General features: G+C 39.1%; 22 protein-coding genes and 1 rRNA gene. 10 read left to right on the forward strand and 13 right to left on the reverse strand.

Annotation, left to right across the window (positions count from 1 at the left end; genetic code table 11):
- The first annotated feature begins 249 nt into the window (after positions 1-249).
- The 5 genes from rrf (at position 250) to CW745_RS00025 (ending at position 5,297) form a co-directional block, all read left to right on the forward strand.
- Positions 250-365, forward strand: a 5S ribosomal RNA gene (gene rrf / locus CW745_RS00005).
- Between the two features lie 279 nt (positions 366-644).
- Positions 645-1,310, forward strand: coding sequence for a DUF642 domain-containing protein (locus tag CW745_RS00010; RefSeq protein ID WP_193755495.1), 666 nt, complete (start codon positions 645-647; stop codon positions 1,308-1,310).
- A 524-nt stretch (positions 1,311-1,834) separates the two neighbouring features.
- Complete coding sequence (gene htpG, locus CW745_RS00015) at positions 1,835-3,739, forward strand: molecular chaperone HtpG (RefSeq protein ID WP_101106344.1); 1,905 nt, start codon at positions 1,835-1,837, stop codon at positions 3,737-3,739.
- Positions 3,740-3,860: 121 nt separating this feature from the next.
- Positions 3,861-4,505 (forward strand): adenylate kinase, encoded by a 645-nt coding sequence (gene adk / locus CW745_RS00020; RefSeq protein WP_101106345.1) that lies wholly within the window; start codon positions 3,861-3,863, stop codon positions 4,503-4,505.
- A 282-nt stretch (positions 4,506-4,787) separates the two neighbouring features.
- Positions 4,788-5,297 carry an NlpC/P60 family protein gene (locus CW745_RS00025; protein ID WP_101106346.1) on the forward strand — a complete coding sequence of 170 codons (510 nt, stop codon included), beginning with the start codon at positions 4,788-4,790 and terminating at the stop codon, positions 5,295-5,297.
- A gap of 37 nt (positions 5,298-5,334) precedes the next feature.
- On the opposite strand, the gene CW745_RS00030 is transcribed toward CW745_RS00025, so the two are convergent.
- The 3 genes from CW745_RS00030 to CW745_RS00040 form a co-directional block, all read right to left on the reverse strand.
- Entirely contained in the window at positions 5,335-6,465 is a 1,131-nt protein-coding gene (locus CW745_RS00030; protein WP_101106347.1) for a cupin domain-containing protein, read from the reverse strand.
- Positions 6,466-6,579: 114 nt separating this feature from the next.
- Positions 6,580-7,212: an FMN-binding negative transcriptional regulator gene (locus CW745_RS00035; protein ID WP_101106348.1), complete on the reverse strand. Its 633-nt coding sequence runs from the start codon at positions 7,210-7,212 to the stop codon at positions 6,580-6,582.
- Between the two features lie 25 nt (positions 7,213-7,237).
- Positions 7,238-7,822 (reverse strand): GNAT family protein, encoded by a 585-nt coding sequence (locus tag CW745_RS00040; protein ID WP_101106349.1) that lies wholly within the window; start codon positions 7,820-7,822, stop codon positions 7,238-7,240.
- A 150-nt stretch (positions 7,823-7,972) separates the two neighbouring features.
- Here CW745_RS00040 and CW745_RS00045 point away from each other — a divergent pair, with 150 nt between their 5' ends.
- Positions 7,973-8,908 carry a DMT family transporter gene (locus CW745_RS00045; protein ID WP_101106350.1) on the forward strand — a complete coding sequence of 312 codons (936 nt, stop codon included), beginning with the start codon at positions 7,973-7,975 and terminating at the stop codon, positions 8,906-8,908.
- Between the two features lie 113 nt (positions 8,909-9,021).
- Here CW745_RS00045 and purB read toward each other — a convergent pair whose 3' ends face one another.
- The 4 genes from purB to CW745_RS00065 form a co-directional block, all read right to left on the reverse strand.
- Positions 9,022-10,392 carry an adenylosuccinate lyase gene (gene purB / locus CW745_RS00050; RefSeq protein WP_101106351.1) on the reverse strand — a complete coding sequence of 457 codons (1,371 nt, stop codon included), beginning with the start codon at positions 10,390-10,392 and terminating at the stop codon, positions 9,022-9,024.
- Between the two features lie 140 nt (positions 10,393-10,532).
- Positions 10,533-11,162, reverse strand: coding sequence for a high frequency lysogenization protein HflD (hflD, locus tag CW745_RS00055; protein ID WP_101106352.1), 630 nt, complete (start codon positions 11,160-11,162; stop codon positions 10,533-10,535).
- A gap of 2 nt (positions 11,163-11,164) precedes the next feature.
- On the reverse strand, positions 11,165-12,274 hold the full coding sequence (mnmA, locus tag CW745_RS00060) for a tRNA 2-thiouridine(34) synthase MnmA (protein WP_101106353.1): 1,110 nt from the start codon (positions 12,272-12,274) through the stop codon (positions 11,165-11,167).
- A gap of 416 nt (positions 12,275-12,690) precedes the next feature.
- The gene (locus CW745_RS00065) at positions 12,691-14,058 is read right to left on the reverse strand and encodes an MATE family efflux transporter (RefSeq protein WP_101106354.1); all 1,368 of its coding nucleotides are present in this window, start codon (positions 14,056-14,058) and stop codon (positions 12,691-12,693) included.
- A 206-nt stretch (positions 14,059-14,264) separates the two neighbouring features.
- On the opposite strand from CW745_RS00065, the gene CW745_RS00070 reads away from it, so the two are divergent.
- Entirely contained in the window at positions 14,265-15,113 is an 849-nt protein-coding gene (locus CW745_RS00070; RefSeq protein ID WP_101106355.1) for an AraC family transcriptional regulator, read from the forward strand.
- 246 nt (positions 15,114-15,359) lie between these two features.
- On the opposite strand, the gene asnC is transcribed toward CW745_RS00070, so the two are convergent.
- Positions 15,360-15,821, reverse strand: a complete 462-nt coding sequence (gene asnC / locus CW745_RS00075; RefSeq protein WP_101106356.1) for a transcriptional regulator AsnC — start codon at positions 15,819-15,821, stop codon at positions 15,360-15,362.
- A gap of 159 nt (positions 15,822-15,980) precedes the next feature.
- Between asnC and asnA the strand changes: the two genes are divergently transcribed.
- Positions 15,981-16,982 (forward strand): aspartate--ammonia ligase, encoded by a 1,002-nt coding sequence (asnA, locus tag CW745_RS00080; RefSeq protein ID WP_101106357.1) that lies wholly within the window; start codon positions 15,981-15,983, stop codon positions 16,980-16,982.
- Between the two features lie 78 nt (positions 16,983-17,060).
- On the opposite strand, the gene CW745_RS00085 is transcribed toward asnA, so the two are convergent.
- The 3 genes from CW745_RS00085 to CW745_RS00095 all read right to left on the reverse strand — a co-directional run bounded on the left by CW745_RS00085 (position 17,061) and on the right by CW745_RS00095 (position 18,868).
- The gene (locus CW745_RS00085; protein ID WP_101106358.1) at positions 17,061-17,594 is read right to left on the reverse strand and encodes a hypothetical protein; all 534 of its coding nucleotides are present in this window, start codon (positions 17,592-17,594) and stop codon (positions 17,061-17,063) included.
- A 222-nt stretch (positions 17,595-17,816) separates the two neighbouring features.
- Complete coding sequence (locus CW745_RS00090; RefSeq protein ID WP_101106359.1) at positions 17,817-18,236, reverse strand: VOC family protein; 420 nt, start codon at positions 18,234-18,236, stop codon at positions 17,817-17,819.
- A 26-nt stretch (positions 18,237-18,262) separates the two neighbouring features.
- Positions 18,263-18,868 (reverse strand): NAD(P)H-dependent oxidoreductase, encoded by a 606-nt coding sequence (locus CW745_RS00095; protein WP_101106360.1) that lies wholly within the window; start codon positions 18,866-18,868, stop codon positions 18,263-18,265.
- Between the two features lie 116 nt (positions 18,869-18,984).
- Here CW745_RS00095 and CW745_RS00100 point away from each other — a divergent pair, with 116 nt between their 5' ends.
- Positions 18,985-19,614, forward strand: coding sequence for a metalloregulator ArsR/SmtB family transcription factor (locus CW745_RS00100; protein ID WP_101106361.1), 630 nt, complete (start codon positions 18,985-18,987; stop codon positions 19,612-19,614).
- Positions 19,615-20,055: 441 nt separating this feature from the next.
- Here the strand turns inward: CW745_RS00100 and CW745_RS00110 are convergent, their stop codons facing one another.
- Positions 20,056-21,516 carry an acyltransferase gene (locus CW745_RS00110; protein ID WP_101106363.1) on the reverse strand — a complete coding sequence of 487 codons (1,461 nt, stop codon included), beginning with the start codon at positions 21,514-21,516 and terminating at the stop codon, positions 20,056-20,058.
- 416 nt (positions 21,517-21,932) lie between these two features.
- On the opposite strand from CW745_RS00110, the gene CW745_RS00115 reads away from it, so the two are divergent.
- Positions 21,933-22,694 carry a transporter substrate-binding domain-containing protein gene (locus CW745_RS00115; protein ID WP_193755496.1) on the forward strand — a complete coding sequence of 254 codons (762 nt, stop codon included), beginning with the start codon at positions 21,933-21,935 and terminating at the stop codon, positions 22,692-22,694.
- 25 nt (positions 22,695-22,719) lie between these two features.
- On the opposite strand, the gene CW745_RS00120 is transcribed toward CW745_RS00115, so the two are convergent.
- On the reverse strand, positions 22,720-23,154 hold the full coding sequence (locus tag CW745_RS00120; RefSeq protein ID WP_101106365.1) for a hypothetical protein: 435 nt from the start codon (positions 23,152-23,154) through the stop codon (positions 22,720-22,722).
- Between the last annotated feature and the right edge of the window lie 12 nt (positions 23,155-23,166).

Here is a 23,166-nt window from a genome sequence, read left to right on the forward strand (position 1 = left end):
CCGCTCTTCCGATCTAACGTATTGAGCTAACTTGTACTAATTACCCGTGAGGCTTAACCATACAAACTCTAAGAGTTTTGTATACCAAGACGAGTCGAAAGACTATAAAAGAAATGCTTGCGAAGCATATTTTACGAAAACATTGCAAAGATTAAGAAGAACAAGCAGATTACGAAGTAATTTGCAGTTTCGTACTGTTTAACGAAGTTAAATAGTGGAAACAAACAGCTTTTCTAATTAACTTTTTTGTTTGGCGACAATAGCGCTGTGGTCCCACCTGATTCCATTCCGAACTCAGTAGTGAAACGCAGTTGCGCCGATGGTAGTGTGGGGTCTCCCCATGTGAGAGTAGGTCATCGCCAAACGCCTAATACGAACAATCCCTGTTGACTACGTCAGCAGGGATTTTTTCGTTTTATGCATTTGATAAATGAAGACCTACTCCCACATGGGGCAGGTGAACAGTCTGCTGTGGGCTGTACTAATCATTGTTTGTATGTGTCGATATTCTTTTCATTTTTTCCTGTTATTTTTCTTTTAGGTATAAACCTTTTTGTTTATCAGTCTATTACATGGTTGGTATTATTTATGCACTATCAAATCTGTGCTGTGAATGGACTTTTATTTTTTTTAGGAGTGGGGAAATGAAAAATACTTATATTGGTAAGCAGTGGTTGAGCACAATCTTTACGTTGTTATTCGTTTCATCGGTGAATGCGAATTTAATTGAAAATGGTGACTTTGAAACAGTGACCTCAGGAGGTTTTGTCAAGTCTTGGGGGGTCTCTAACTTATACGATGAAGGAAGTGTTGAGAACTGGAGAGCGGGAAATAACGATTATATTGAGTTATGGACGGAAGGCTCTAACTCCTTTGCTGAATTAAATGCAGATTGGAGTTCAAGTGAGCAGACTGACTGGGTGCTTAAGCAAACTGTTCAGCTTGATTTAAATATGGGCTATAAGCTTAGTTTTCAATATAGAGCAAGACAGGATGATAATGAGGCATTTCGTTTTAAAGTCACTAACTCACAAGAATTATCTTCATGGAATACAATTAACGATCATGATTTAATTAATCAGTGGTATACCTATGAAGGGTTCTTTACGGCATCAGCGACAAAAACGAAACATGTCCTCAACTTTAGATCTGAAAATGATGGCGATACCTACGGTAACTTTATCGATAATGTCAGCCTTACTAAAGTAATTCAAACTGCTGTGCCTTCTCCTGGTAGCTTATTATTATTCGCTTTAGGAATGATTGGCCTTGGTTTTTACAGAAAAAGAGATAGTACTTTACTCACTTAATGTTTATCAATAGCCAAAATTAAACCTGATGCATATCCCCATTGGGTTTAAACTTATTGTAATTCAAATAAACTAGGTTGTAATAGCAAAAGTGTTAAATAGGTGATCAGTCTAACTTGTAAAAATCTACGCTACCTGTGTTATTAATTGAAGGGAGCATGATTAACTTCTGCAACTCACGCGTTGGTAGTTTAAATCTTTTTACGCAATACTAAATGAAAAGACGTTTTACTATCCTTTAAACGAAATTCGCTTACAATTAATAAGTCGTATTCCGCCAGCCTTACTCAAAAGACGTTGTGTTGAAAAATCACACGACTAAGACCAACAGAGCTTAGATCTCTTTATAAATTCCCTTTAGTATAATTTATTGATATATGATGCTTTTATCGTTTTTAGTAACTGCTCAACCCATGTAATCAAAAAAAATTGTAAGATTTTCATTTACTCCCTTGAAAAGTTTGTCCGGAGCCCCATCTATTTCATACTGTTTAATTATTACTATTAAAAGAGAAAGAGATATTATGGAACATCAACAAAATCATGCTTTTAGTGCCGATACCGGTAAACTTCTTAAATTAATGATCCACTCTTTATATTCTAATAAAGAGATCTTCTTACGTGAGCTTGTCTCTAACGCTGCTGATGCCGCTGATAAATTACGCTTCAAGGCGCTTTCAGATGGTACTCTTTTTGAAAATGATGCCGATTTGCGCGTTCGCTTGAGTTTCGATGCTGAAGCTAAAACAGTAACTATTAGCGATAATGGCATTGGTATGACACGTGATGAAGTGATTGAGCATTTAGGTACAATCGCAAAATCAGGCACTAGCGACTTCTTCGAACAATTATCTGGCGATCAAGTAAAAGATTCACAGCTAATTGGTCAGTTTGGTGTTGGTTTTTACTCTGCATTTATTGTTGCAGATCGCGTAACGGTAAATACGCGTAAAGCAGGAGAAGATGCTTCGAGCGGTACATGTTGGGAATCTTCTGGCGAAGCTGACTACAGCGTAGCTGATATTGAAAAAGCGGACCGTGGTACAGAGATTATTTTACATCTACGTGAAGATGAGTCTGAGTTTTTAAATGATTATAAATTACGTACGATCGTTTCTAAATACTCTGATCATATCAGTATTCCTGTTGAAATGTTTGTCGAAGAGGTTGCTGAAGTTGAGAATCAAGAGGGTGAAAATACGCCTGCTGTTCCTGCTCACTGGGAAGCCATCAACAAAGCAACTGCGCTTTGGAACTGTGCTAAATCAGATCTTAAAGATGAAGAATACCAAGAGTTTTATAAGCATATTGCCAACGATTTTGAGAACCCATTAACTTGGAGCCATAACAAAGTTGAAGGTGAGCAAGAATACACTAGCCTTTTATATATCCCTAAACGTGCACCATTTGATTTATGGAATCGTGAAAAAGCACATGGGCTCAAACTATACGTGCAACGTGTTTTCATTATGGATGATGCTGAGCAGTTCATGCCAACGTACCTACGTTTCGTAAAGGGTATTTTAGATTCAAACGACCTACCACTGAATGTATCGCGTGAAATCTTACAAGATACGCGTACAACGGCTAAATTACGTAGCGCTTGTACTAAACGCGTACTTTCAATGCTGACTAAGTTTGCCAATAAAAATGAAGATGAATACAACGCGTTCTGGAAAGAGTTTGGTCAAGTATTAAAAGAAGGACCAGCTGAAGACGCAGGTAATAAAGAGAAAATTGCGAAACTATTCCGTTTCTCTTCAACTGAGACTGATTCAGCTGAGCAAACTGTTTCATTAGATGCTTACTTAGGTCGCATGAAAGAGGAGCAGGATAAAATTTACTACATTACAGCTGATAGCTTTAATGCGGCTAAAAACAGTCCTCACCTTGAGATTCTACGTAAAAAAGGTGTTGAAGTTCTATTGCTTAGCGATCGTGTTGATGAGTGGTTATTAAGCCATTTACCAGAGTACGAAGGTAAAACATTCACATCAGTGACACAGGGCGATTTAGACCTTGGTAAACTAGATAGCGAAGAAGATAAAAAAGAGCAAGAGAAGCAAGAGACTGAATTTGCAAGCTTTGTTGAGCGTGTTAAAGAAACCTTAGGCGATAAAGTAAAAGATGTTCGCATCACGCATCGTTTAACGTCGACGCCTTCTTGTATCGTTGCAGATAACGATGATATGAGTACACAGATGGCGAAATTAATGGCGCAAATGGGACAACCAGTGCCAGATAGTAAGCCAATTTTTGAGCTTAACCCAGAGCATATTATGGTGACCACTTTAGCTGATATGGCTGACGAAGAGAAATTTGCGCAGTGGGCTGAGTTATTGTTAGAGCAAGCGGTATTATCTGAAAAAGGTAGTTTGGATGACCCATCTGAGTTTGTTAACCGAATCAATAAACTTCTTTTGGCGTAATCGCTCATAATTGATACAAAGGCCAGCTTTATGCTGGCCTTTTTCGTTGATAAAGTTGAGAAAAAATCACTAACCGTGTAAATTTCTTGTTCTATTTATTTAAAAACAGAAGGATATAAGCATGCGCATTATCTTGTTAGGTGCTCCAGGTGCCGGTAAAGGTACACAAGCTCAATTCATGATGGACAAATATGGTATCCCACAAATCTCTACGGGTGACATGTTACGTGCTGCTGCTAAAGCAGGTACTGAACTAGGCTTAAAAGCAAAAGAGTTAATGGACGCAGGACAACTTGTTTCTGATGAATTAATTATTGGTTTAGTAAAAGAGCGCATCGCTCAGGAAGATTGCGCTAAAGGCTTTCTACTAGATGGATTCCCTCGTACTATTCCTCAAGCTGATGCAATGAAAGCTGCTGGTGTTATCATCGACTTCGTACTTGAGTTTGATGTGCCTGACGAAGAGATTGTTAAGCGTATGGCTGGTCGTCGTGTACACTCTGGATCTGGTCGTACTTACCATATCGTTTACAACCCACCGAAAGTGGAAGGTAAAGACGATGTAACAGGCGATGACTTAGTGATTCGTCCAGATGATGAAGAAGCAACCGTTCGTAAGCGTCTTGAAATTTATCATGCACAAACGGCGCCTTTAATTAGCTACTACCAGAATGAAGCTAAGCAAGGAAATGGTGCTCATCATAAATTTGATGGTACTAAAGCGGTAGATGTTATTAGTACAGAGCTTGAAGCGATTCTTGGTTAATCAAGCGATATATTAACAGACTAGGGGCGAAAGCCCCTTTTTTTATAGGTAAAATTAGATGGAAGCTAAAATATCCAAGTCTAAAGTTACCTTCTCACACCAACCGAATTAAGTATACAATCTAAATGTAGCGTTGCAAAAATGGATTCGTTCAAGGCTAAATGTGACGTAAATGGTTGCTCTCTTTACGAAAATTTCAACGAAGAGATAAGTTACTTTAAGCCGTAAAATAGATCCGCTATTTATTTCGTTTGGTATTATCAGCCTTTAGCAGTTTTCGTTATGAATCACTTATTTATTATTTTATCTCTTTTATTATTAGTTGGTTGCGCTAGTCAGCCTAAAAGTAGTGTTCCTTCCTCAAGTGTTAAAAAATCGTCATCTACACTGAACACTGACAAACAAGCAATGGGAGAGGATGCATTACTTTTTTCTCTACTGAGGAATGAGTTTAACGATTGGCGAGGCACGCCCTATCGATTGGGTGGGGAAAACAAGCAAGGGGTTGATTGCTCTGCTTTCGTGCAACAAGTAATGCGTAATAGCATCAATATCAAGTTACCGCGTACAACTGAAACTCAGAGTAAACAGGGTTATTTAGTTTATAAAGATCAGTTAAAAGTTGGTGACTTGGTCTTTTTTAAAACAGGCTGGAAAGCGAGGCATGTTGGCATTTACATGGGCAATAACCAATTTATGCATGCATCAACGAGTAAAGGCGTGATCACTTCGTCTCTAAATAATGTTTATTGGAAGAAAAAATACTGGCAAGCAAAACGGATCATAGATTGAATACCCTTTAGTAGTTAAAAGGGTATTCAATAGGATTTTACAGAGCGTACCAGTATCCTTTATTTACCAGCGCAGTAAAGAGCGCTAACCCTCCTTCATCATCATTGAGAAAGTTTAATAATTCACCAGCGACTTCGTCTTGATCGCATAATAATTGTCCTAATTCGCTACAGTTTGAGACATTATATTGCTCGCCATTAATGAAAATAGATTCTGAGTCTTGTTCGAAATAAAGCGCTCTTAGACCACCCAATCGCATAAATTGAGCACCATTATTTAGTTCGTCGATTATCTCTTCTTTTGAATGAGCAGGCTCAGGTGGCGCAAGATCAAGATCATGTTTTGCATCACTGAGCATTTTACCTATCCATGGAATAAGCTGCTTTGGTGTTGCGCAGTTTGCTAGCATGACGCGATGCAGTTCTTGTAGCTCCTGCTCTTCAACTCTGCCCGCTTTTTCACGTTGTTGCATGACCCGATCTGTATATCGCTCAGCATTTTCATTACTATCAATCTGATGATCTGCAAAACTACTTAATAGATCATTCTGATCGGGGGCGCGGAAACCAACACTATAATTCATTGATGGCTCAACAGCGTACCCTTCATGTGGGAAGCCGACTGGTATATACAATATATCACCCGGCTCTAATTCTACATCGATGATCGCTTCAAAGGCTTCACAATGTTTTAGCGCGCCATGGGCTGCAAACTCTGATAATTGGGTATTATCGCCAACACGCCAATGGCGTTTGCCTAGGCCTTGGATAATGAAAACATCATAGTTATCAATGTGTGGTCCAACGCCACCTTTCGGAGTGGAGTAGCTAATCATTAAATCATCGATTCGCCAGTTCGGGATAAATCGGAAAGGACGAATTAGTTGTTGTGCCTCTTCGTGCCAGTTATCAACCGCTTGAATTAATAACGTAGCACCATCATTTTCGAGTTTTTCAAAGGATTCAAAGGGGCCACACTCAGCTTGCCATTGCTGTTTTTCATCACGATAAACAAGGCGACTTTCAACCTCTTCTTCCATCGCAAGGCCTGCAATTTCATCCGGTAAAATTGGGTCAATAAAATCAGTGAACCCTTGCTTAATGACGGTGGGTTTTTTTTGCCAGTAAGTATCAAGAAAATGATTGATTTCTAGATTTAGTTCAAACATGTGAAGCCTCTGAAAAGTAGATGAGGTTTCATTGTAAGCGCTCGCGAAGGAAAAAGAAAATGCCTCGCCATTATTGTTCACGCTTTGCCGTTAACGTATTTTCTTTTGCCATTATCACTGACACATTTGCTTTACTAATGTCGCTATTTGCACAGCGTTCTCGGTTTGTTGTTTCATTAATCCCCCAATAACGCCATTTTTATTAATTTCTGGTTGGTTTTGGCTAACTTTCCATTTTCCCGTTATCTCGGTAATAGATATCTCTAGCCCCACAATTGCAGGTAACATGCATTGTATATACTGCTCTGGCGCATCCTTGATTGACCACGGCTGTTGTTGTTCTTGTTCATGCTGTTGGGTCAAGTTATCGAGCATATTGAGTTTGAAATGATCATCAAAACGCAAAGTTAACGTCCCACTCACATGTACTGCGATGTAATTCCAGGTGGGGACGGCTCTGCCATTTTCTTTTTTAGTTGGGTAATGATTCGGTGAGATATAGCAATTAGGGCCATGAAAAACTAACATCACCGTTTGTGTTTCAGTCACGTTTTTCCACCAAGGATTCGCTTTTGCGATATGTCCTTGTAGTACACTCTTTCCATTGGTGCTATCTAAGAAAAATGGCAGGTGATCGACTTCCATGCCCGATTCAGTTTGTATAATTAAGGTTGCAAACGGATACTTGGCAATAATACCTTGTAACTCTTTTTGATCTTGTTGTTTGAATATATTGGGAATATGCATTTTAAAATCCTGTTAACTAGCTGTATTACAATTTACTTTCTAATTGTTGTTTAATTACTTGCCACTCATGATTAATAATCGAAAAAATAGCGGTATTGCGATAACTGCCATCGGGTAAAATACGATGATGGCGTAAAATGCCTTCAAAGGTCGCCCCTAAACGAGCAATGGCATTACGCGATGTCGTATTCTTTTCATGTGCTTTGAACTGTACGCGAATCGCCCCAAGCTGCTCAAAGGCATGTTTTAATAAACAATATTTTGCATGGGTATTTACGTAGCTACGTTGGTATTTAGGTGTGATAAATGTGAAACCTATTTCGAGGTTTTTATCTGCTTTACTGATTGCGCAGTAACGTGTGCTACCTACTAATTCACCACTTTGGTTATCAAAGATTGCAAAGGCAACATGCTCACCCTGTTGGGTCATTGTTTCCGAATAGCTTAACCAATCTGCCGCTTGTGCTTTTGAACTGCATTGGTCGGGCAATGACCACTGCCATAGTTCAGGAAATGCACCCGCACGATAAAAGTCGTCAAGATGGCTGATGCTTAATGGACGTAATGTGATTTTATCTGTACTTAGTGTGACTGGATTTGGTGTAAACATTGTTTCTCTCCTTGTAGGTGGGCTCAATTTTCGCCCTTATCAAGTCATTTTTCCTATTAAAAATTTAGATCGCACAATCATTGACTTAAGCATAACATGGCGAGTATTGTGGATGGCTGTTTGTAAAAAATAAATCACAGGGAGGTGAATATGTATTTACCCGATAAGTTTAATAAAATATCAGGCCTTTTCGCTGGCCTTGCTGTTGTGATGATTTGGTCTGGGTGGATCATTATCTCTAAATGGGGGTTATCACGTTCATTAACGGTATGGGATGTCACTGGCGTTCGCTTTGTAACGGCAGGGGCTGTTGTGTTGGTTTATGCTTTATGCGCTAAATATCCACTTAAATCTCTGTTTACTTTGCCAATTATCTGTTGCAGTTTAGCCTGTGGCACACTCTATGTCGGCGCTAGCTTGATTGGTCTATTGATGTCTGATGCAGCAAATACCGGGGTTATTATTAATGGCACCTTACCCATTATGTGTGCCTGTATTTTGTATCTTTGGAACAGATCTCGATTGTCTGCGCCACAATATGTTGGTGTCGCGTTCATTTTAATTGCCAACTTTTTACTCTTTACCAGTTCAGGTGGGGCAACCTTGGTAGCACTGTTATGGTTACTATTAGCGACGCTATTTTTGGCCTTTTATTCGGTTTCTATGAAGATGTGGTCGATTAATTTAAAAACGATCATGATCGCTGTGCCACTTATCAATGCGCTATTTTTTACCCCTATTTGGTATTTCCTGCCGAGCAATATTAGCGTGGCTCCTATCTCTGAAATCGCTTTACAGGCATTTTATCAAGGCGTTGTGGTGAGTATTATTGCGCTGTTTTGCATGACCTATGCCATTAATAAACTCGGCGCCGTTTCTGCTTCAACGATTATGGCACTTGTACCTATCGTTTCTGCTTTGCTGGCTATGGTGTTTTTAGCGCAACAGATAACCTTTCAGGTGGGCGTGTCGATAATTATCTGTTCACTTGGAATTGCTTGTTACAGTGCCTTGCATCCATTTTTGCTATGGTTGCGTAAAAATAGAGGCGCTAAAAACAAAAAAGGCAACCCGAAGGTTGCCTAACTATAGCGAGCAAAGTCTAAGCTAGTTATGTTTAGTTCAAGAAGAAAAGGCGCAGTTTAATGGTTTAAATGAGCACTTTTCGACGATGAAATTAACTTAACTAGCGACGACCTTTAAGCCATTTTTTCTACTAAGTCGATCGCTTGACCAATGTAAGATGCTGGCGTCATCGCTTTAAGCTCAACTTTAACGTGCTCTGGTAGCTCAAGTGTATCGATGAATTCAGCCATACCTGGGCCATCTACACGTTTACCACGCGTTAGTTCTTTTAATTTCTCGTATGGCTTCTCGATTGCGTAACGACGCATTACCGTTTGGATTGGCTCTGCTAAAACTTCCCAGTTTGAATCTAAGTCTTTAAGCATGTTTGCTTCGTTTGCTTCAAGCTTGCTGATACCTTTCAGGCTTGCTTCGTATGCGATCACTGAGTAACCGATTGCAACACCTAAATTACGTAAAACAGTTGAGTCAGTTAAGTCACGCTGCCAGCGAGAAACAGGTAGTTTCGCTGTTAGGTGATCAAATATAGCATTAGCTAAACCTAAGTTACCTTCAGAGTTTTCAAAGTCAATTGGGTTAACTTTATGCGGCATTGTTGAAGAGCCGATTTCACCCGCGATAGTCTTTTGTTTGAAGTGACCTAGGCAGATGTAACCCCAGATATCACGGTCAAAGTCTAAAAGAATAGTGTTGAAGCGTGCGATTGCATCAAATAACTCAGCAATGTAATCATGTGGTTCAATTTGTGTAGTGAATTGGTTAAATGTAACCCCAAGGCTTGTCACAAACTCTTCTGAGAAAGCCTGCCAGTTAACTTCTGGGTAAGCGCTAAGGTGAGCATTGTAGTTACCTACTGCGCCATTTGCTTTACCTAATACTTCAGTTGCTTCAATTTGTTTAACTTGACGTTGTAAACGTGCTACAACGTTGGCCATCTCTTTACCTAATGTTGTCGGTGATGCTGGCTGACCGTGTGTACGAGACATCATTGGCATTGTTTTGTATTCAATCGCTTTTTCTTTAATCGCGTCAACAACACGATTACAGTAAGGAAGAATTACGTCATTTTTAGCTGTACCTAACATCAGAGCGTGAGATAGGTTATTGATATCTTCTGAAGTACACGCAAAGTGGATGAATTCAGAAACTGCGTCTAATTCAGCAACGTCTGCTACTTTCTCTTTTAGGAAGTACTCAACCGCTTTAACGTCATGGTTCGTCGTTGCTTCGATATCTTTAACACGTTGTGCGTCTGCTTCACCAAAATTAGCAACGATTGCATCAAGGTGTGCATTTGCTGCGTCAGAAAATGCAGGAACTTCTGCGATACCATCTGTTTGTGCTAGTTTTTGTAACCAACGCACTTCAACTTGTACGCGGAATTTGATTAAACCAAACTCACTAAAAATATCGCGTAAAATTGCAGTTTTGCTACCGTAACGGCCGTCAACTGGTGATACAGCTGTTAGTCCTGAAAGTTCCATTTGTTGCTCCTAATAAAGGTTGTTTAAATAGTTGTGTTACTGAAAGCTGTCAGCTGATAGCCGTCAGCTGTTAGCTTTGTACTCGTTATGAATTTTGTTCTTTACTGAAAGCTGACAGCTAATAACTGACAGCTTTCTATTTATACTCTTTGTAAATTTTGTTTTGCTTGGTGGATCATCGCTTTACGTGAAAACAATAATTGGCGTCGTTTACCACCGATTTGTCGCCATAATACTGTGGCGCGCACACCGGCTAATAATAAAGCACGGATTTTATGTTGTGTGATCACCTGTTGCAAGCAAGAGGGCTTACCATTAACTTGGATTTTTGGACCCAAATTACTGATGATATCTTTATAGATACCATCTAGGTTTGCTAATACGCTTTCATCACTAATATCAAAATGCGCTAGTTGACGGTTGACTTGATTAATGCGTTCACCAAGTAGGTTCATAGCAGAGCCATTCGCGGTTAACTTTTTCTCTAAAGCAACCATACCTACCACATATTTTGTTACTTGTAAGTTACGCTCGTTATTAGGGTTATCAAGTTGCTCAATCATGCTTTTAAAGCCAACTTCTAATGATTTATAACCACCAAACGTATCGATAGGGCTATCACTGTCGACTGACATTATCGATTTTAGTGACGCTTCGAAGGCCTCGATATTAGGGCATAGGCCAGTCGTTGCTATTTTATCAACTAAGTAAGCAGCCTGTGTCATAGCAGCAAAGGCGATAACACGTGAAGGGAGATCATGATATGACATAATTATTTATTCTCCTGTAGGTGTTGCTCGATAATCGCGCCACCGAGGCACACTTCATCAAGATAGAATACTGCAGATTGACCAGGTGTAACGGCTGCCTGTGGCTCGTCGAAGATAACTTCGAGAGTATCATCATCTATTGGGTTCACCGTACAAGGGATATCTGCTTGGCGATAACGTGTTTTTACCGTGCACTTAAACGATTCTTTTCTAGGGGTTCTATCAACCCAATCACACTGCTTAGCAATTAAACCGTAAGAGAATAGTGCAGGGTGGTTCGCGCCTTGTGCAACAAGCAGACGATTGTTATCCATATCTTTACCGACCACATACCATGGGTTTTCGTTAGAGTTTTGTAAACCGCCAATACCCAACCCTTTTCGTTGACCTAGCGTGTGGTACATCAAACCTTGGTGTTGTCCAATCACTTCACCCGTTGGCGTCACAATATCACCCGGCTGTGCGGGTAAATATTCTTGTAGGAAATCGGTAAATTTACGCTCACCGATAAAGCATATACCAGTGCTGTCTTTTTTATTGGCGGTGATTAAGTCTTGCTCTTCAGCGATACGGCGTACCTCTGGTTTCTCAAGCTCACCGACAGGGAACAGCGTTTGTGCAATCTGTTTTTCACCAACCGCATACAAAAAGTAGCTTTGATCTTTATTACCATCTACACCACGCAGTAGTTGTGCTTGACCATCAACATCACGTCGACGACAGTAATGTCCTGTCGCGATATAGTCGGCACCTAAATCTTCCGCTGCAAACTCTAAGAATGCTTTGAATTTAATCTCTTTGTTACACATGATATCTGGGTTAGGGGTACGACCTGCTTTGTATTCCGCTAAGAAATGCTCAAAGACGTTATCCCAATATTCTGCAGAGAAGTTGATAGTGTGGAGTTTAATGCCTAATTTATCGCAGACCGATTTTGCATCGATAAGATCTTGAGCCGCGGCACAATACTCATCGGTATCGTCCTCTTCCCAGTTCTTCATAAATAGCCCTTCAACTTGATATCCCTGTTGCTGTAAAAGATACGCAGATACAGAGGAATCAACTCCGCCGGAGATACCGACGATCACTTTAATTTGGCTATTGTCTTGCATAATAAATTCTCCTACTAATTTGAGGCGAGATTTTAACAGAAATCCAACACAATTGAACTAATAATGTGAGTTAGGTAACGTTGTAAAGCTTGAGAAGAAATAATGCTAGGTTGATGTACATAGAATAGGGCGCGTGTCATCGCTAAATATTTATCAGTGCGTTGATTTAAATAGGTTTTAGGTGGCCGTTTTTCAGCTTATTCTAATAATTCAAATAATTGTTCAAGTAACCTTTTTTCGAGTTAATACTCATTGCTATGGCTGAGGCATGAGGGCAATCTTTTTCTGTTTCAATTAATAAGCGCTTTTCAATATCGTAGCTCTTTTTGCCATCGGCCTGCCAAGTTATTTTCTTTTACTTTGTTACTGCTAGATTTCCCGAACTTAACAACTAAGCTCGGGAAATCTAGCAAACGTTAATTGACCACCAAATTGGTTAACCAGCGCTTCTTGAGCATACGCTGAATGGTTAATATCGCTTTTACTATCTCCTCGGAAAGCATCATTAATAATACCCAGTGCAGTGGCCATTGCCATACTAAGGCGGCTACCATCACTGCGGGTATACCGACAGCCCACAACCCAAACAGGTCGATAAAAGCGGAGTATTTTACATCGCCACCACTTTTTAATACGCCATTAATACCCATCATATTATGTACTTTTAAAGCCAGGCCAAGCGCGAGAACCAGTGACACATTGACGATCATTTCGCTGTTTTGAAACTCATGTTGTTGCAAGTAACTTAGTAAATGATGTTGATTTAATGCCAATAACCCTGCGGTTGAAAGTGCTAGCAATACACCCGTATAAACCGCTGTCCATGACTGATACCAAGCACGTTCAAATTTATTTGCACCTAATTCATTGCCGACCATAATGCCACAGGCACTACTTAACCCAAAGAAAGCGGATAGAAACATACCTTCAATGGGCGCAATTAATGAGTGAATGGCTAATGCCTGTGTGCCCATTGCTGCAATAATTAAGCTATAGGTTAAAATACCCAATGCCCACCCCGCGTGTTGAAATAAAATAGGAGCGATAAAGCGAATAAATTTAAACATTTCACTTCGTAGTAAGGATCCTTTTATATCTGCTAAGGTTGGTATTAGCATCGGCTGTTTATACTTAATATACAGCATCATGAAAAGCAACTGACTCATGCGCCCAATGACAGTCGCCCATGCAGCCCCAGCAACGCCCATTGGATCGATAGGTCCAACACCAAAAATTAACACCACATTTAATGAAGCGTTGATAATAATCGCTAGGATGCCTATCACAGTCGGGGCCATCACATCATTACTCACTCGTAACGCTGATTCCAAAGGAACAATGATTGCAGTGACTAGTATGGTCCACCCGGTTATTTGTAAATAAGTTGCCCCCAGTTCAATTAACTGTGGATCTTGGCTAGAAAGCGTGACAAAAAAGCTCGGATTAAGGGTGTAAAATAGCGCAAACCCTGCATTAATGATAAATGCCCAAGTGATAGATTGAATCAATATTTTACGTATGCCTTTATTTTCACCAGCACCGAAATATTGCGCGCCTAAAATATTAATGGCGCCGGAAATACCAAAAACGGCGAGCAGATTAAAAAAGAACACTTTGCCACCTAAACCTACGGCTGCAATTTCCGCTTCACCAAGAGTGGCAACCATCATTACATCAAACATACCAAGGGCTGCAAACATCATCGATTGCAGGGATACTGGCAGTGCCAAATTAAAGAATTTAGACCAGAAAGGTTTTCCTGTTGATGCTAACCATTTTTCCATATATCACTCACTCTATTTTAGGGGGAAGGGGTGAAGAAATTACTTTTAATATTTAAGATCATTGTATGCTTATTCTTAAATAAAACTTGTTGTGGTATTGTAACTATTTGTCTTAAACTATCATGGTTAAAAAAGTAACAAAGTGTATAGAAAATATAGCTTGTTACTTTTATTGCTGGCAAAGTAAACAATGTTGAGGAGCAACAATGAAAGAGTGGCCTGAGTTGTGTGAAATATCTAACCGCTGTAAGCAACAGATGTTGGATAAAGGAGATCAGCCTACCTTAGCAACATTAGGTTATATACAGGTTGGCTATTGCGATGCAGTCGAGAAGTTTAGCTTCTATCGACAAAACCCTGATTTTCATATGATGCTATTTACCACACATGGTGCAGGCATACTCAATACGCCAGATGAAAGTTTTCACCTTGAAGCGGGATCATTGATTATTGTCCCTGCAGGGCAGATGAATGGTTTTGATTTGAACTGCGATCACTGGTCAATTGCATGGGTGATGTTAGATCCAAAATTAAAGTGGCCATCATTGAAAAAAAGTGGGGTTTATTTACAAGCAACGAATTACGCTGGCGTATTACGCCATAATATTGAATCGCTACTGCTTAATACACAATACAGTCAATTTGATGATCCGTTATTAGAAAAAATGCTGGTAGACCAATTACAGCATATCGTTGAGCAAAGCCTGCATCGTAAAGCACAAGTTTCAGCGGTGCAGATGCGCCTGCAACACTTCACCTACCTGCTCAGCCAACAGCTACATAAAAATTGGAATGTTGAGCAGATGGCCGCATTGATATTTTGCTCACCAGCACACCTATATCGATTAACTAACCAATGGTTAGGGAAAAGCCCGATGCAACATCTACAAGCGTTGCGTATTGAGCGGGCAAAGCAAAGTTTAGAGTCTCAAAATTGGTCGATTAATGATGTCGCTTTACAGGTGGGCTTTAAGGACTTAGCCAACTTTAGTCGACGATTCAAAGCGCTGGTGGGACAAAGCCCCTCTGCATATCGGGCGACTAAGCGTGGGTAATATCAATTCCGCTAATATAGTGATCAAATATTACGCAGGAAAAGGAGTTAGTTAAAGGCGAAAATTGATGCAAATGGCTGTTCCCTTTACGAAATTTTTAACGCTGAAATAGCTTACTTTTAACCAGTAAGATTGATCTGTTATTTAGTGGGTTTGGTATAAGTATCCAGACCGTTGCATTTAATCTTGCTTCGGCATTAATTATTTTTTTACTATTGATAATAGCTGATAGCTAAACCTGCACCTCTATGGCAACACATCACGATTGATAGGGTTTTGTAGCGAGATTAATGTCTCGGTAGATTGAATGGCTTCTATCGCTTGTACTTTATTAATAAGCGTCATTTGTAAGTGATCAATTGAACGAGTCATTAACTTAATAAAAATACTGTAATTACCTGTGGTGTAGTAGGCCTCTACCACTTCATCAAGCGCCTGTAACTTTTCAATGGTATCAGAGTAATCTTTTGCATGTTTAAGGTTAATACCGATAAAGCAGCAAACATCATAACCTAACGCTTTTTCGTTCAGGACGACTTTAGTACCTTCGATAATACCTGCCTGCTTCATTTTTTCTATTCGAACATGGATTGTTCCTGCACTAACAGCGAACTGTTTAGCTAATTCAGCGTAAGCGATACGTGCATTTTCGGTTAAGGCTGCCAAAATGCTTTTATCGAGATTATCGATCTCATAATTACTGCTCATATATTACCCTTGATATTATCGAATCTTTATTAATTTATGTATTTTATTGCGGTTTGTTTTTGTGTAAAGCTATTTTTGGTATGGGTTATTGTAATTACTGGTTAAATGCATGAATATACTTTCAGATTTTAAATTAAATAACTTACAGGGAATGATCCAATGAGCGCAGAGTACATTTTAAGCCAGCAACAAATTAGTAAAGCAAAGCAACTCTTTTCAGCACAGTTAGAAGAAAAATTAGGGCTGATTGAAGTTCAAGCTCCAATTTTAGCGAAGGTCGGTGATGGTATCCAAGATAACCTAAGTGGTCACGAAAAAGCGGTGTCAGTAAAAGTTAAATCACTGCCAACAGCAGATCAAGACTTTGAAGTGGTGCATTCACTCGCAAAATGGAAACGTAAAACGTTAGGTGAATACGGTTTTGCAGTAGGCCAAGGTCTATACACGCACATGAAAGCATTGCGCCCTGATGAAGAGAAATTAAGCCCAATTCACTCAATTTTTGTTGATCAGTGGGACTGGGAAAAAGTGATTTGTGAAAGTACTGAACGTTCGTTAGATTTCTTAAAATCAACGGTAACGACACTTTACAGTGCGATTAAAGCAACAGAGTTACAACTTGATGCGCTATACGGATTAAAACCTTTCCTAGCAGATGATATTACTTTTGTTTATTCAGAAGATTTAGTGAAAAAATACCCAGATTTAGACGGTAAAGCACGTGAGCGAGAAGCGGTTAAAGAGTTTGGCTCAGTATTCTTAATCGGTATCGGTGGTCAACTTTCTCACGGTGATATCCATGATGTACGTGCACCAGATTATGATGATTGGTCGACACAAACCTGTGATAAATACGCAGGCTTAAACGGTGATATTTTAGTATGGAACCCAGTTCTTGAGGATGTATTTGAAATCTCTTCAATGGGTATTCGTGTTAGCCCAGAAGCGCTGCAAAAACAGCTTAAAATCACTGGTGATGAAGATCGCCTTGAGCTTGATTGGCACAAAATGCTAATTGACTCAAAACTACCACAAACGATTGGTGGTGGTATTGGCCAATCTCGTCTTGCAATGTTATTGCTACAAAAGCAACATATCGGTCAAGTACAAGTGGGTGTTTGGTCTGATTGCCTGAAAAAAGAGGTACAAGCGATTCTTTAATTTTATTCACTTATTATAAGTGAAAGGCCGAATCAATGTTATTGACTTGGCCTTTCACGCTTTAAAGAAAATTATTTCCTACTCATCATTTATTGGCACCATTAAACCCCAAACAAGCATAGGATCAAAAGGTGTTTGCATTGCTTGTATTGCCAGTAACTTATCCTGTTCAGCCTTCGGTAGCTGATAAAAAAGAACTTCAGTATTAACTGCGGAAATATCAAAGATTAGCTTTCGCGTTGAGTCCATAGTCAGCAACATTATCCTATCAAAAGCTGTTTGTTTATCCTCTGGCCATGATTGAATATGTAACAATCGTTCAGCAAGGAGCCCTCGCTCTGGTTGTACACATTGGTTAAAAGCTTTTTCACTGAGATACATAAGCCCTTTACGTAATGATTCTATTTGTATCTCTTTTAACTGTTTGAGTGTGTCCGAAGACAGTTGGTTACGTTTCTTATTTTCATTACATATATCATGCTTCTCCCCATAAGCATTGGTTGCTTGATGGAGTAGCATGAGAGCGAGCTTTTTTTCTTCTTCTTGGTCTGCAAAAGCGGGATTTATGATTAGCGTATTGGCGAATAGAAAAATCAATAAAGTAATGCGCATTAAAGTTCCCCTGAGTTTATGGATAAAAGAATAAAGCGTAACATTATTATTAAGCAGTATAAAATTGAGAGTGACGAACATATTAGTGCGTTAGTGAGTAGTGAGGATATATTTAATCTGAGGGGTAATACTTGATAGATTTTTACTTATTTTCGCCTCAACAGTGGTGATTGAGACGAAAAGGGGATGACCAGTACTTATTCTGAGCTACCACGTTTTTTTCTAAACCGTTGAATTTCTTTTACTAATATCGTCACTGAAATACTGCACAAATTCGACTTCAATGCCATCGGGATCATAATAATAAACGTTATGACGATAGGGATTGTCGTTACCAAATGAATGCGGTTTAAAGCCTGCCTCGGCTAAGCGAACTTGTAGCGCTTCTATATCACTGCTTTCAAAACCAAGATGCGATATACCTGCTTGATGGCCGTGATGATCTCTTGGTGCGCTATCGGCATCATCGTTAAAAGTAAGGTAACTGGTATCATCTCCAAAATGGCACCAATTACGCGTTACGCCAAACCATTCACTTTGTCCTGAATCTCTCACTTTCCATTCAGGGAAAGCTGCCTTGTAAAATTTAAGGCTGGTGGGGATGTCTGCGATCACTATATTGATATGTTCTAATCTAATCATTTTTTATATCCTTATTACTTGTTTACTTACATGCCAAAAGCATAACGTTGTTGTAATGATTTCTCTTGCTTAAAGAAACCTTCACGGATAGGGCGCATCGCTTGTGCGTATTCATTTAACATCATTAAGCTGTAATCAATGCGCTTACGCATACTAATATCATGCTCTGTCACTGCGCTATTTTCATTTAATACTTGGTCGACATTTCTCACGATTAAATAATCAGGAACGGCAATTAACTTAGTGTTTTTTAATCCATTCATGCGTAATTCAGCAACGGGATAAGCACCGTTAATACCACTACTGGTGCCCACTAACATAACCGGTTTATGCGCCGTATCTGCTAATTCGCTCATCAATAATAAGTTCTTAATTAATGGTGAAGCAGTTCCTGCCCATTCTGGTGTCATCAAGATAAAGGCATCGGCTTGGTGCATTTTTTCTGATAAACCTAACCACGCCTCATTGCTACTTTTATAGTCTGAACTCGCATCCCAAAAGGGTAAATCTAATTCACATAAATCAATATGATCACTCTTTGTGAAGCTACTTTTCTGGCTATTGATATAGTTTGCCACTTTTGCTGTTTGAGAGTCTTTTCGGTGGCTACCACTGATAATTAATAATTTCATATTACTTTCCTATTGATTGTTCTGTTGTCTGCTTTGTTATTAAGTAAAGTAAACGCTTTATTTAATTAAGTAAAGAAAAAACTTTACTTAATTTTGGGTTTGGTAATAATAGAGCGATGAATAAAAATGAAAAAAGTGCTGAAAAAATTCTTCAGTTATTAAAAGAGCAGGGTGAAATGACCGCCAAGCAGTTATCTGAAAAATTGAAGATGACTACCATGGGGGTTCGTCAACATCTACAGTCATTAGAAGAATCGGGGGAACTCGCTTTTTTTGACCAAAAAGCCTTGCGTGGACGACCTACTCGATTCTGGCAGTTAACTGAAAAAGCCAATGATCATTTTGAAAACCGACATGAAGAGCTGAGTGTACAGTTGATTATTTCTGTTCGAGAAGTGTTTGGCGAGCAAGGTTTAGATAAATTGATTAACCAGCGTGAAAAACAGACACTGGCGTTATATCAACAGGCGGTCTTACCATTACCGACCATTGATGAACGACTTCAAGCCCTAGTAAAGTTACGTAGCGAAGAAGGTTATATGGCGAGCTTTGAAGTACAGCAGGGTTGTTATTGGTTATTTGAAAATCATTGTCCTATTTGTGCGGCTGCCACGGAATGCCTGAGTTTTTGTCGTTCTGAACTGAACATTTTTCAGTTGTTGTTTGAAGATTTAGCAACGGTTACTCGCGAAGACCATATTGTTGAAGGTGCGAGGCGATGTGCTTATAAAGTGGTGGAAAAATAGTTTGAATATCTGCTTGATGATAATGCAATTGATAATTGTTTTTATTTGAGGGTGTGCTACATTATTAAATAAGTATTAATAATGGGTAAGTAGCATGGGTATTGTAAAGCCACTAAAAAAAGATAAAAAAGGCAAATCAAAGAAAAAAGTGGTTAGCCTTAAAAAATTATTAAAAAGCGGCCACCCCTCACTTGAAATCGCCTCTTTGCAAACACCAATAAAAAGCAAACCCTGTAAAAGTTGTCCCGCCCTTAAAAAAGGGCTTTGTAAGTGTGCGCTTAAACGATTGAAGTAAGTAACTTACAACCTTCCAGCTTTCCAGCTTCCAGCTTCCAGCTTTTCAGCTTTGCAGCTTTGCAGCTTTGCAGCTTTCCAGCTTTCCAGCTTTCCAGCTTTTCAGCTTCTAGCCCTCTAGCCTTAAAGCCTTAAAGCCTTAAAGTCTTACCCCCCTGTGATGCGTTTTTCTAACACAGGCAAAACCAATATAGTGCCCACGCTAATCAGCAGGTAAAAAATTGTAAAGCAGGCAAAGGGGCTGGTTAAATAGTTAATAATTGCTATCTCCTGTTGCTGAGATCGATTTGCCAGCCAATCTAACACCTCAAGCTTTGCCAAGCTCAACCAAAATAGCGACAGTAAGCAAGCTAACATTACACTGGTTTTATTATTAATAGGTGTCGCTAAGGTTGTGTTGATAAGTTTCGTTAAGACGACAAAGCTAAGCACAAAAACAGTGACTGCTATAAAAACAACAAGCAGTGAGTGACTATCCATTAAAGGCGCTTGTTGTGCTGTTTGGGCAATAAAAAATACCAGCCAGTAACCCCCAGTAAACATCGCTAACTCTTTATAACGAGCGAGGTTAGTCGCGCAACTGAGTGAGCTAACCGCTTTTTTTATTGAAAAATATAATGCGAAGTTAATACTGAGCATCATCGGAACAAGTAGTAATTGATGGAGCACACTATTTGTCACCTCTGAAATATTACCAGGTGTGGAGCGATAACCAAGATAGGCCAATAAAGTGAAATATAAAAACAGTAATACACCATGATTTAAATAGATATCACCGCTGTAGCTACCCAGTTTTGAAAACACGGAGGGCTGGTGACGACTTTTAATTGTCAAAGCGACCATTAACATTGCAACGGTTAAAAAAGGCGTAAATAGGTAGTATTCACCAATAGGGCCTGATAATTTCTGTATCAAAAATAGCCCTTCACAAACCATTAAAGTTGCCGTTCCGATGCTTAGCAGTAACCAAACCATTGGTTTCTTAGAGAAACTTAATAAGGTTTGAATGTAGCCCTGTTTAAGCAATTGATACCCTAAACAGACATAAAAAAGTGCAAAAAATAATGAGTCTCGAAAGTTGGTCTCAACAAACTGTAACGATTCAGGCAATAACGGTTGATAGGACTGATTACTCAACCCGAATAAGTGGAGTAGAGTTGCGATAATAAATAGCGTACCGGTTTTGTTTAACTTGTGGGCAACCGCAAGGAGAAATATTGCGTAAAAAAGCGCGGGCAAAAACCATAAAATTTCAAATCCTGCTGTGCCGTAATAAACTAGGGAACCGATGTTAATTGGATTCCAGACACCCACTGCCAGTCCCATCACTAAATGATAAATAAAGGTCCAAGAGAGGTACATCAGAAATATTTTTAGTAGATATGCTTTGCTATAAGCCCACAAGGGCTTGTGTTGTAAACGTTGGTAAAACAGGTAGCCTGCCACGACAAAGAAAACAGGAACAGCAAAACGCGCTAAAATATTGAAGCTTAAATACAGGCTATTTTGCGCTACATTTTGAAATAGGTGAAATATGCCAAAATGGATAATAAAAACGGCGCAAATCGCAATTAACTTTAAACTGTCTAATGTATATATTCTTTTCATTATTACACCGTAATTGGCCTTGTAGTGAACTCTAAGTATGAAGTGTTGCAGTGAGTTAGGCTTTCTTTGAAGCGGATAGGCTAAGTATGATAACTCTACTCGCGGGTAAGAAGTTATTCTGAGTCATTTAATTAACGATTAATCGCCTCTATTTATGACCTATACTCTTTTAGAAAGAATGTTATGTATCATATCAAGCTAGAATCTACTGATATTTTCCGTTTAAATTTGTTGTCCATTTTAACTGCGTTTTTGTCTATTAAGGTGGAATATTCAAATGGCATGAGGCCTGTCGTGATATAAGTAGCAAAATCGGTCTTCATTTTGTATTGCTTGCGATGAACGGAGTCAATTGTTACAAATTGCCAACAAAATTTTTAAAAAACTCGAAGTATCAACAGACCCTTGGAGGCGTGATGTTTTATCCACTTATATTATTGTTGTTTATCTGTTCAGTGAGTTATGCTCAGGACAGTAAACAACAAAAACGTCATGCTCAAACCGTCACCGTTGCTACCGATGAATGGCCTCCGTTTAGAATCTACCAACAAGATAAAACATTTACTGGCTTCGATATAGACTTATTAGACGCTATTTCTGACATTACAGATCTACAGTTTAGTGTCAAACGTACACCTTGGTCGCGTGCTTTGAAAAAGATAGAGCATAATCAAGTTGATTTGATGACAGGGCTTGCTTATACCAGAGACAGAGCGACATATATTCATTACGTCGTTTTTCCTTATTTTACCTGTCAGCCTGCCTTTTATATACAAAAGTCACTTAAGCAAGATATCTTAACCTATCAAGACCTTTACAAATATAAAATAGGTTATGTTCTCAATTCAGCCTATTTTGAGCCTTTTAATTCAGACCCTGCTATTGAGCGTCATGGTGTGGTGACTGAGTCACAATTATTGAAAATGGCTGAAAAAGGGCGTTTAGATCTGTTTATTGGTACAGACTGCCAAGTTGACTATGAAATAACCAAACAAAAATTATGGGGAAAGTTAAAGAAGGCAACTTTTCAGCCAGATTATAATGTGAAGCTTTATTTGGGATTATCGCTGCAACAAAAGGATATTAATCTTTCCAGAAAAATTGGCAATGCGCTTGTTGAATTAGATAAATCTGGGAAATTACAGAAGATAAAAAACAAGTATTTTTCCGCGCAATAATAGCTATTATTAGCCGGAAATGTGATTAATAAGAGGCCTTTAAATAACGGATTGTTGCTTCTTCAGGGATAGCAAACCCAGCATCATCTAGCCACAACTTTGCATCTCGTTCACTGTCGAACACTGCTCGCTCGAAGTCGCCTTGCTTACTGACAATCATCTTATTTAATATTTCACTTTTTATGGCAGAGGTGGCATAGATATTAGCAGCCTTTACTAAGCCATTATCAATACACCAAGCAACAAGGCGCTCGATGATACTATACATTTCAGGGACGCAGAGCTCCCAATCATTTAAGTAAACAATATGTGCCCACGGTTTTGGCATCGTAATTGCAATTTTTTTAAATGCAGCTTCAAACTGTAGTGCAGATTGTTCATTCCAACTACCAATCAGCTCTGCCAACAAGATATTTTTATGGCGCCAAATCGTGAACTTACCATGAGATTGATATTGCAATATATACTCCCT

It is taken from the genome of Psychromonas sp. psych-6C06 (genome assembly GCF_002835465.1).
Lineage (GTDB): Bacteria > Pseudomonadota > Gammaproteobacteria > Enterobacterales > Psychromonadaceae > Psychromonas.

What these genes read in the sequence shown, in the direction of transcription:
- CW745_RS00030 (WP_101106347.1), bottom strand. Translation starts at nt 6,465, where the DNA reads ATGTTTGAACTAAATCTAGAAATCAATCATTTTCTTGATACTTACTGG.
- CW745_RS00040 (WP_101106349.1), bottom strand. Translation starts at nt 7,822, where the DNA reads ATGTTTACACCAAATCCAGTCACACTAAGTACAGATAAAATCACATTA.
- CW745_RS00045 (WP_101106350.1), top strand. Translation starts at nt 7,973, where the DNA reads ATGTATTTACCCGATAAGTTTAATAAAATATCAGGCCTTTTCGCTGGC.
- CW745_RS00065 (WP_101106354.1), bottom strand. Translation starts at nt 14,058, where the DNA reads ATGGAAAAATGGTTAGCATCAACAGGAAAACCTTTCTGGTCTAAATTC.
- CW745_RS00010 (WP_193755495.1), top strand. Translation starts at nt 645, where the DNA reads ATGAAAAATACTTATATTGGTAAGCAGTGGTTGAGCACAATCTTTACG.
- CW745_RS00110 (WP_101106363.1), bottom strand. Translation starts at nt 21,516, where the DNA reads ATGAAAAGAATATATACATTAGACAGTTTAAAGTTAATTGCGATTTGC.
- adk (WP_101106345.1), top strand. Translation starts at nt 3,861, where the DNA reads ATGCGCATTATCTTGTTAGGTGCTCCAGGTGCCGGTAAAGGTACACAA.
- mnmA (WP_101106353.1), bottom strand. Translation starts at nt 12,274, where the DNA reads ATGCAAGACAATAGCCAAATTAAAGTGATCGTCGGTATCTCCGGCGGA.
- CW745_RS00025 (WP_101106346.1), top strand. Translation starts at nt 4,788, where the DNA reads ATGAATCACTTATTTATTATTTTATCTCTTTTATTATTAGTTGGTTGC.
- htpG (WP_101106344.1), top strand. Translation starts at nt 1,835, where the DNA reads ATGGAACATCAACAAAATCATGCTTTTAGTGCCGATACCGGTAAACTT.
- CW745_RS00090 (WP_101106359.1), bottom strand. Translation starts at nt 18,236, where the DNA reads ATGATTAGATTAGAACATATCAATATAGTGATCGCAGACATCCCCACC.
- CW745_RS00070 (WP_101106355.1), top strand. Translation starts at nt 14,265, where the DNA reads ATGAAAGAGTGGCCTGAGTTGTGTGAAATATCTAACCGCTGTAAGCAA.
- hflD (WP_101106352.1), bottom strand. Translation starts at nt 11,162, where the DNA reads ATGTCATATCATGATCTCCCTTCACGTGTTATCGCCTTTGCTGCTATG.
- CW745_RS00095 (WP_101106360.1), bottom strand. Translation starts at nt 18,868, where the DNA reads ATGAAATTATTAATTATCAGTGGTAGCCACCGAAAAGACTCTCAAACA.
- CW745_RS00035 (WP_101106348.1), bottom strand. Translation starts at nt 7,212, where the DNA reads ATGCATATTCCCAATATATTCAAACAACAAGATCAAAAAGAGTTACAA.
- CW745_RS00100 (WP_101106361.1), top strand. Translation starts at nt 18,985, where the DNA reads ATGAATAAAAATGAAAAAAGTGCTGAAAAAATTCTTCAGTTATTAAAA.
- purB (WP_101106351.1), bottom strand. Translation starts at nt 10,392, where the DNA reads ATGGAACTTTCAGGACTAACAGCTGTATCACCAGTTGACGGCCGTTAC.
- asnC (WP_101106356.1), bottom strand. Translation starts at nt 15,821, where the DNA reads ATGAGCAGTAATTATGAGATCGATAATCTCGATAAAAGCATTTTGGCA.
- CW745_RS00085 (WP_101106358.1), bottom strand. Translation starts at nt 17,594, where the DNA reads ATGCGCATTACTTTATTGATTTTTCTATTCGCCAATACGCTAATCATA.
- asnA (WP_101106357.1), top strand. Translation starts at nt 15,981, where the DNA reads ATGAGCGCAGAGTACATTTTAAGCCAGCAACAAATTAGTAAAGCAAAG.
- CW745_RS00115 (WP_193755496.1), top strand. Translation starts at nt 21,933, where the DNA reads ATGTTTTATCCACTTATATTATTGTTGTTTATCTGTTCAGTGAGTTAT.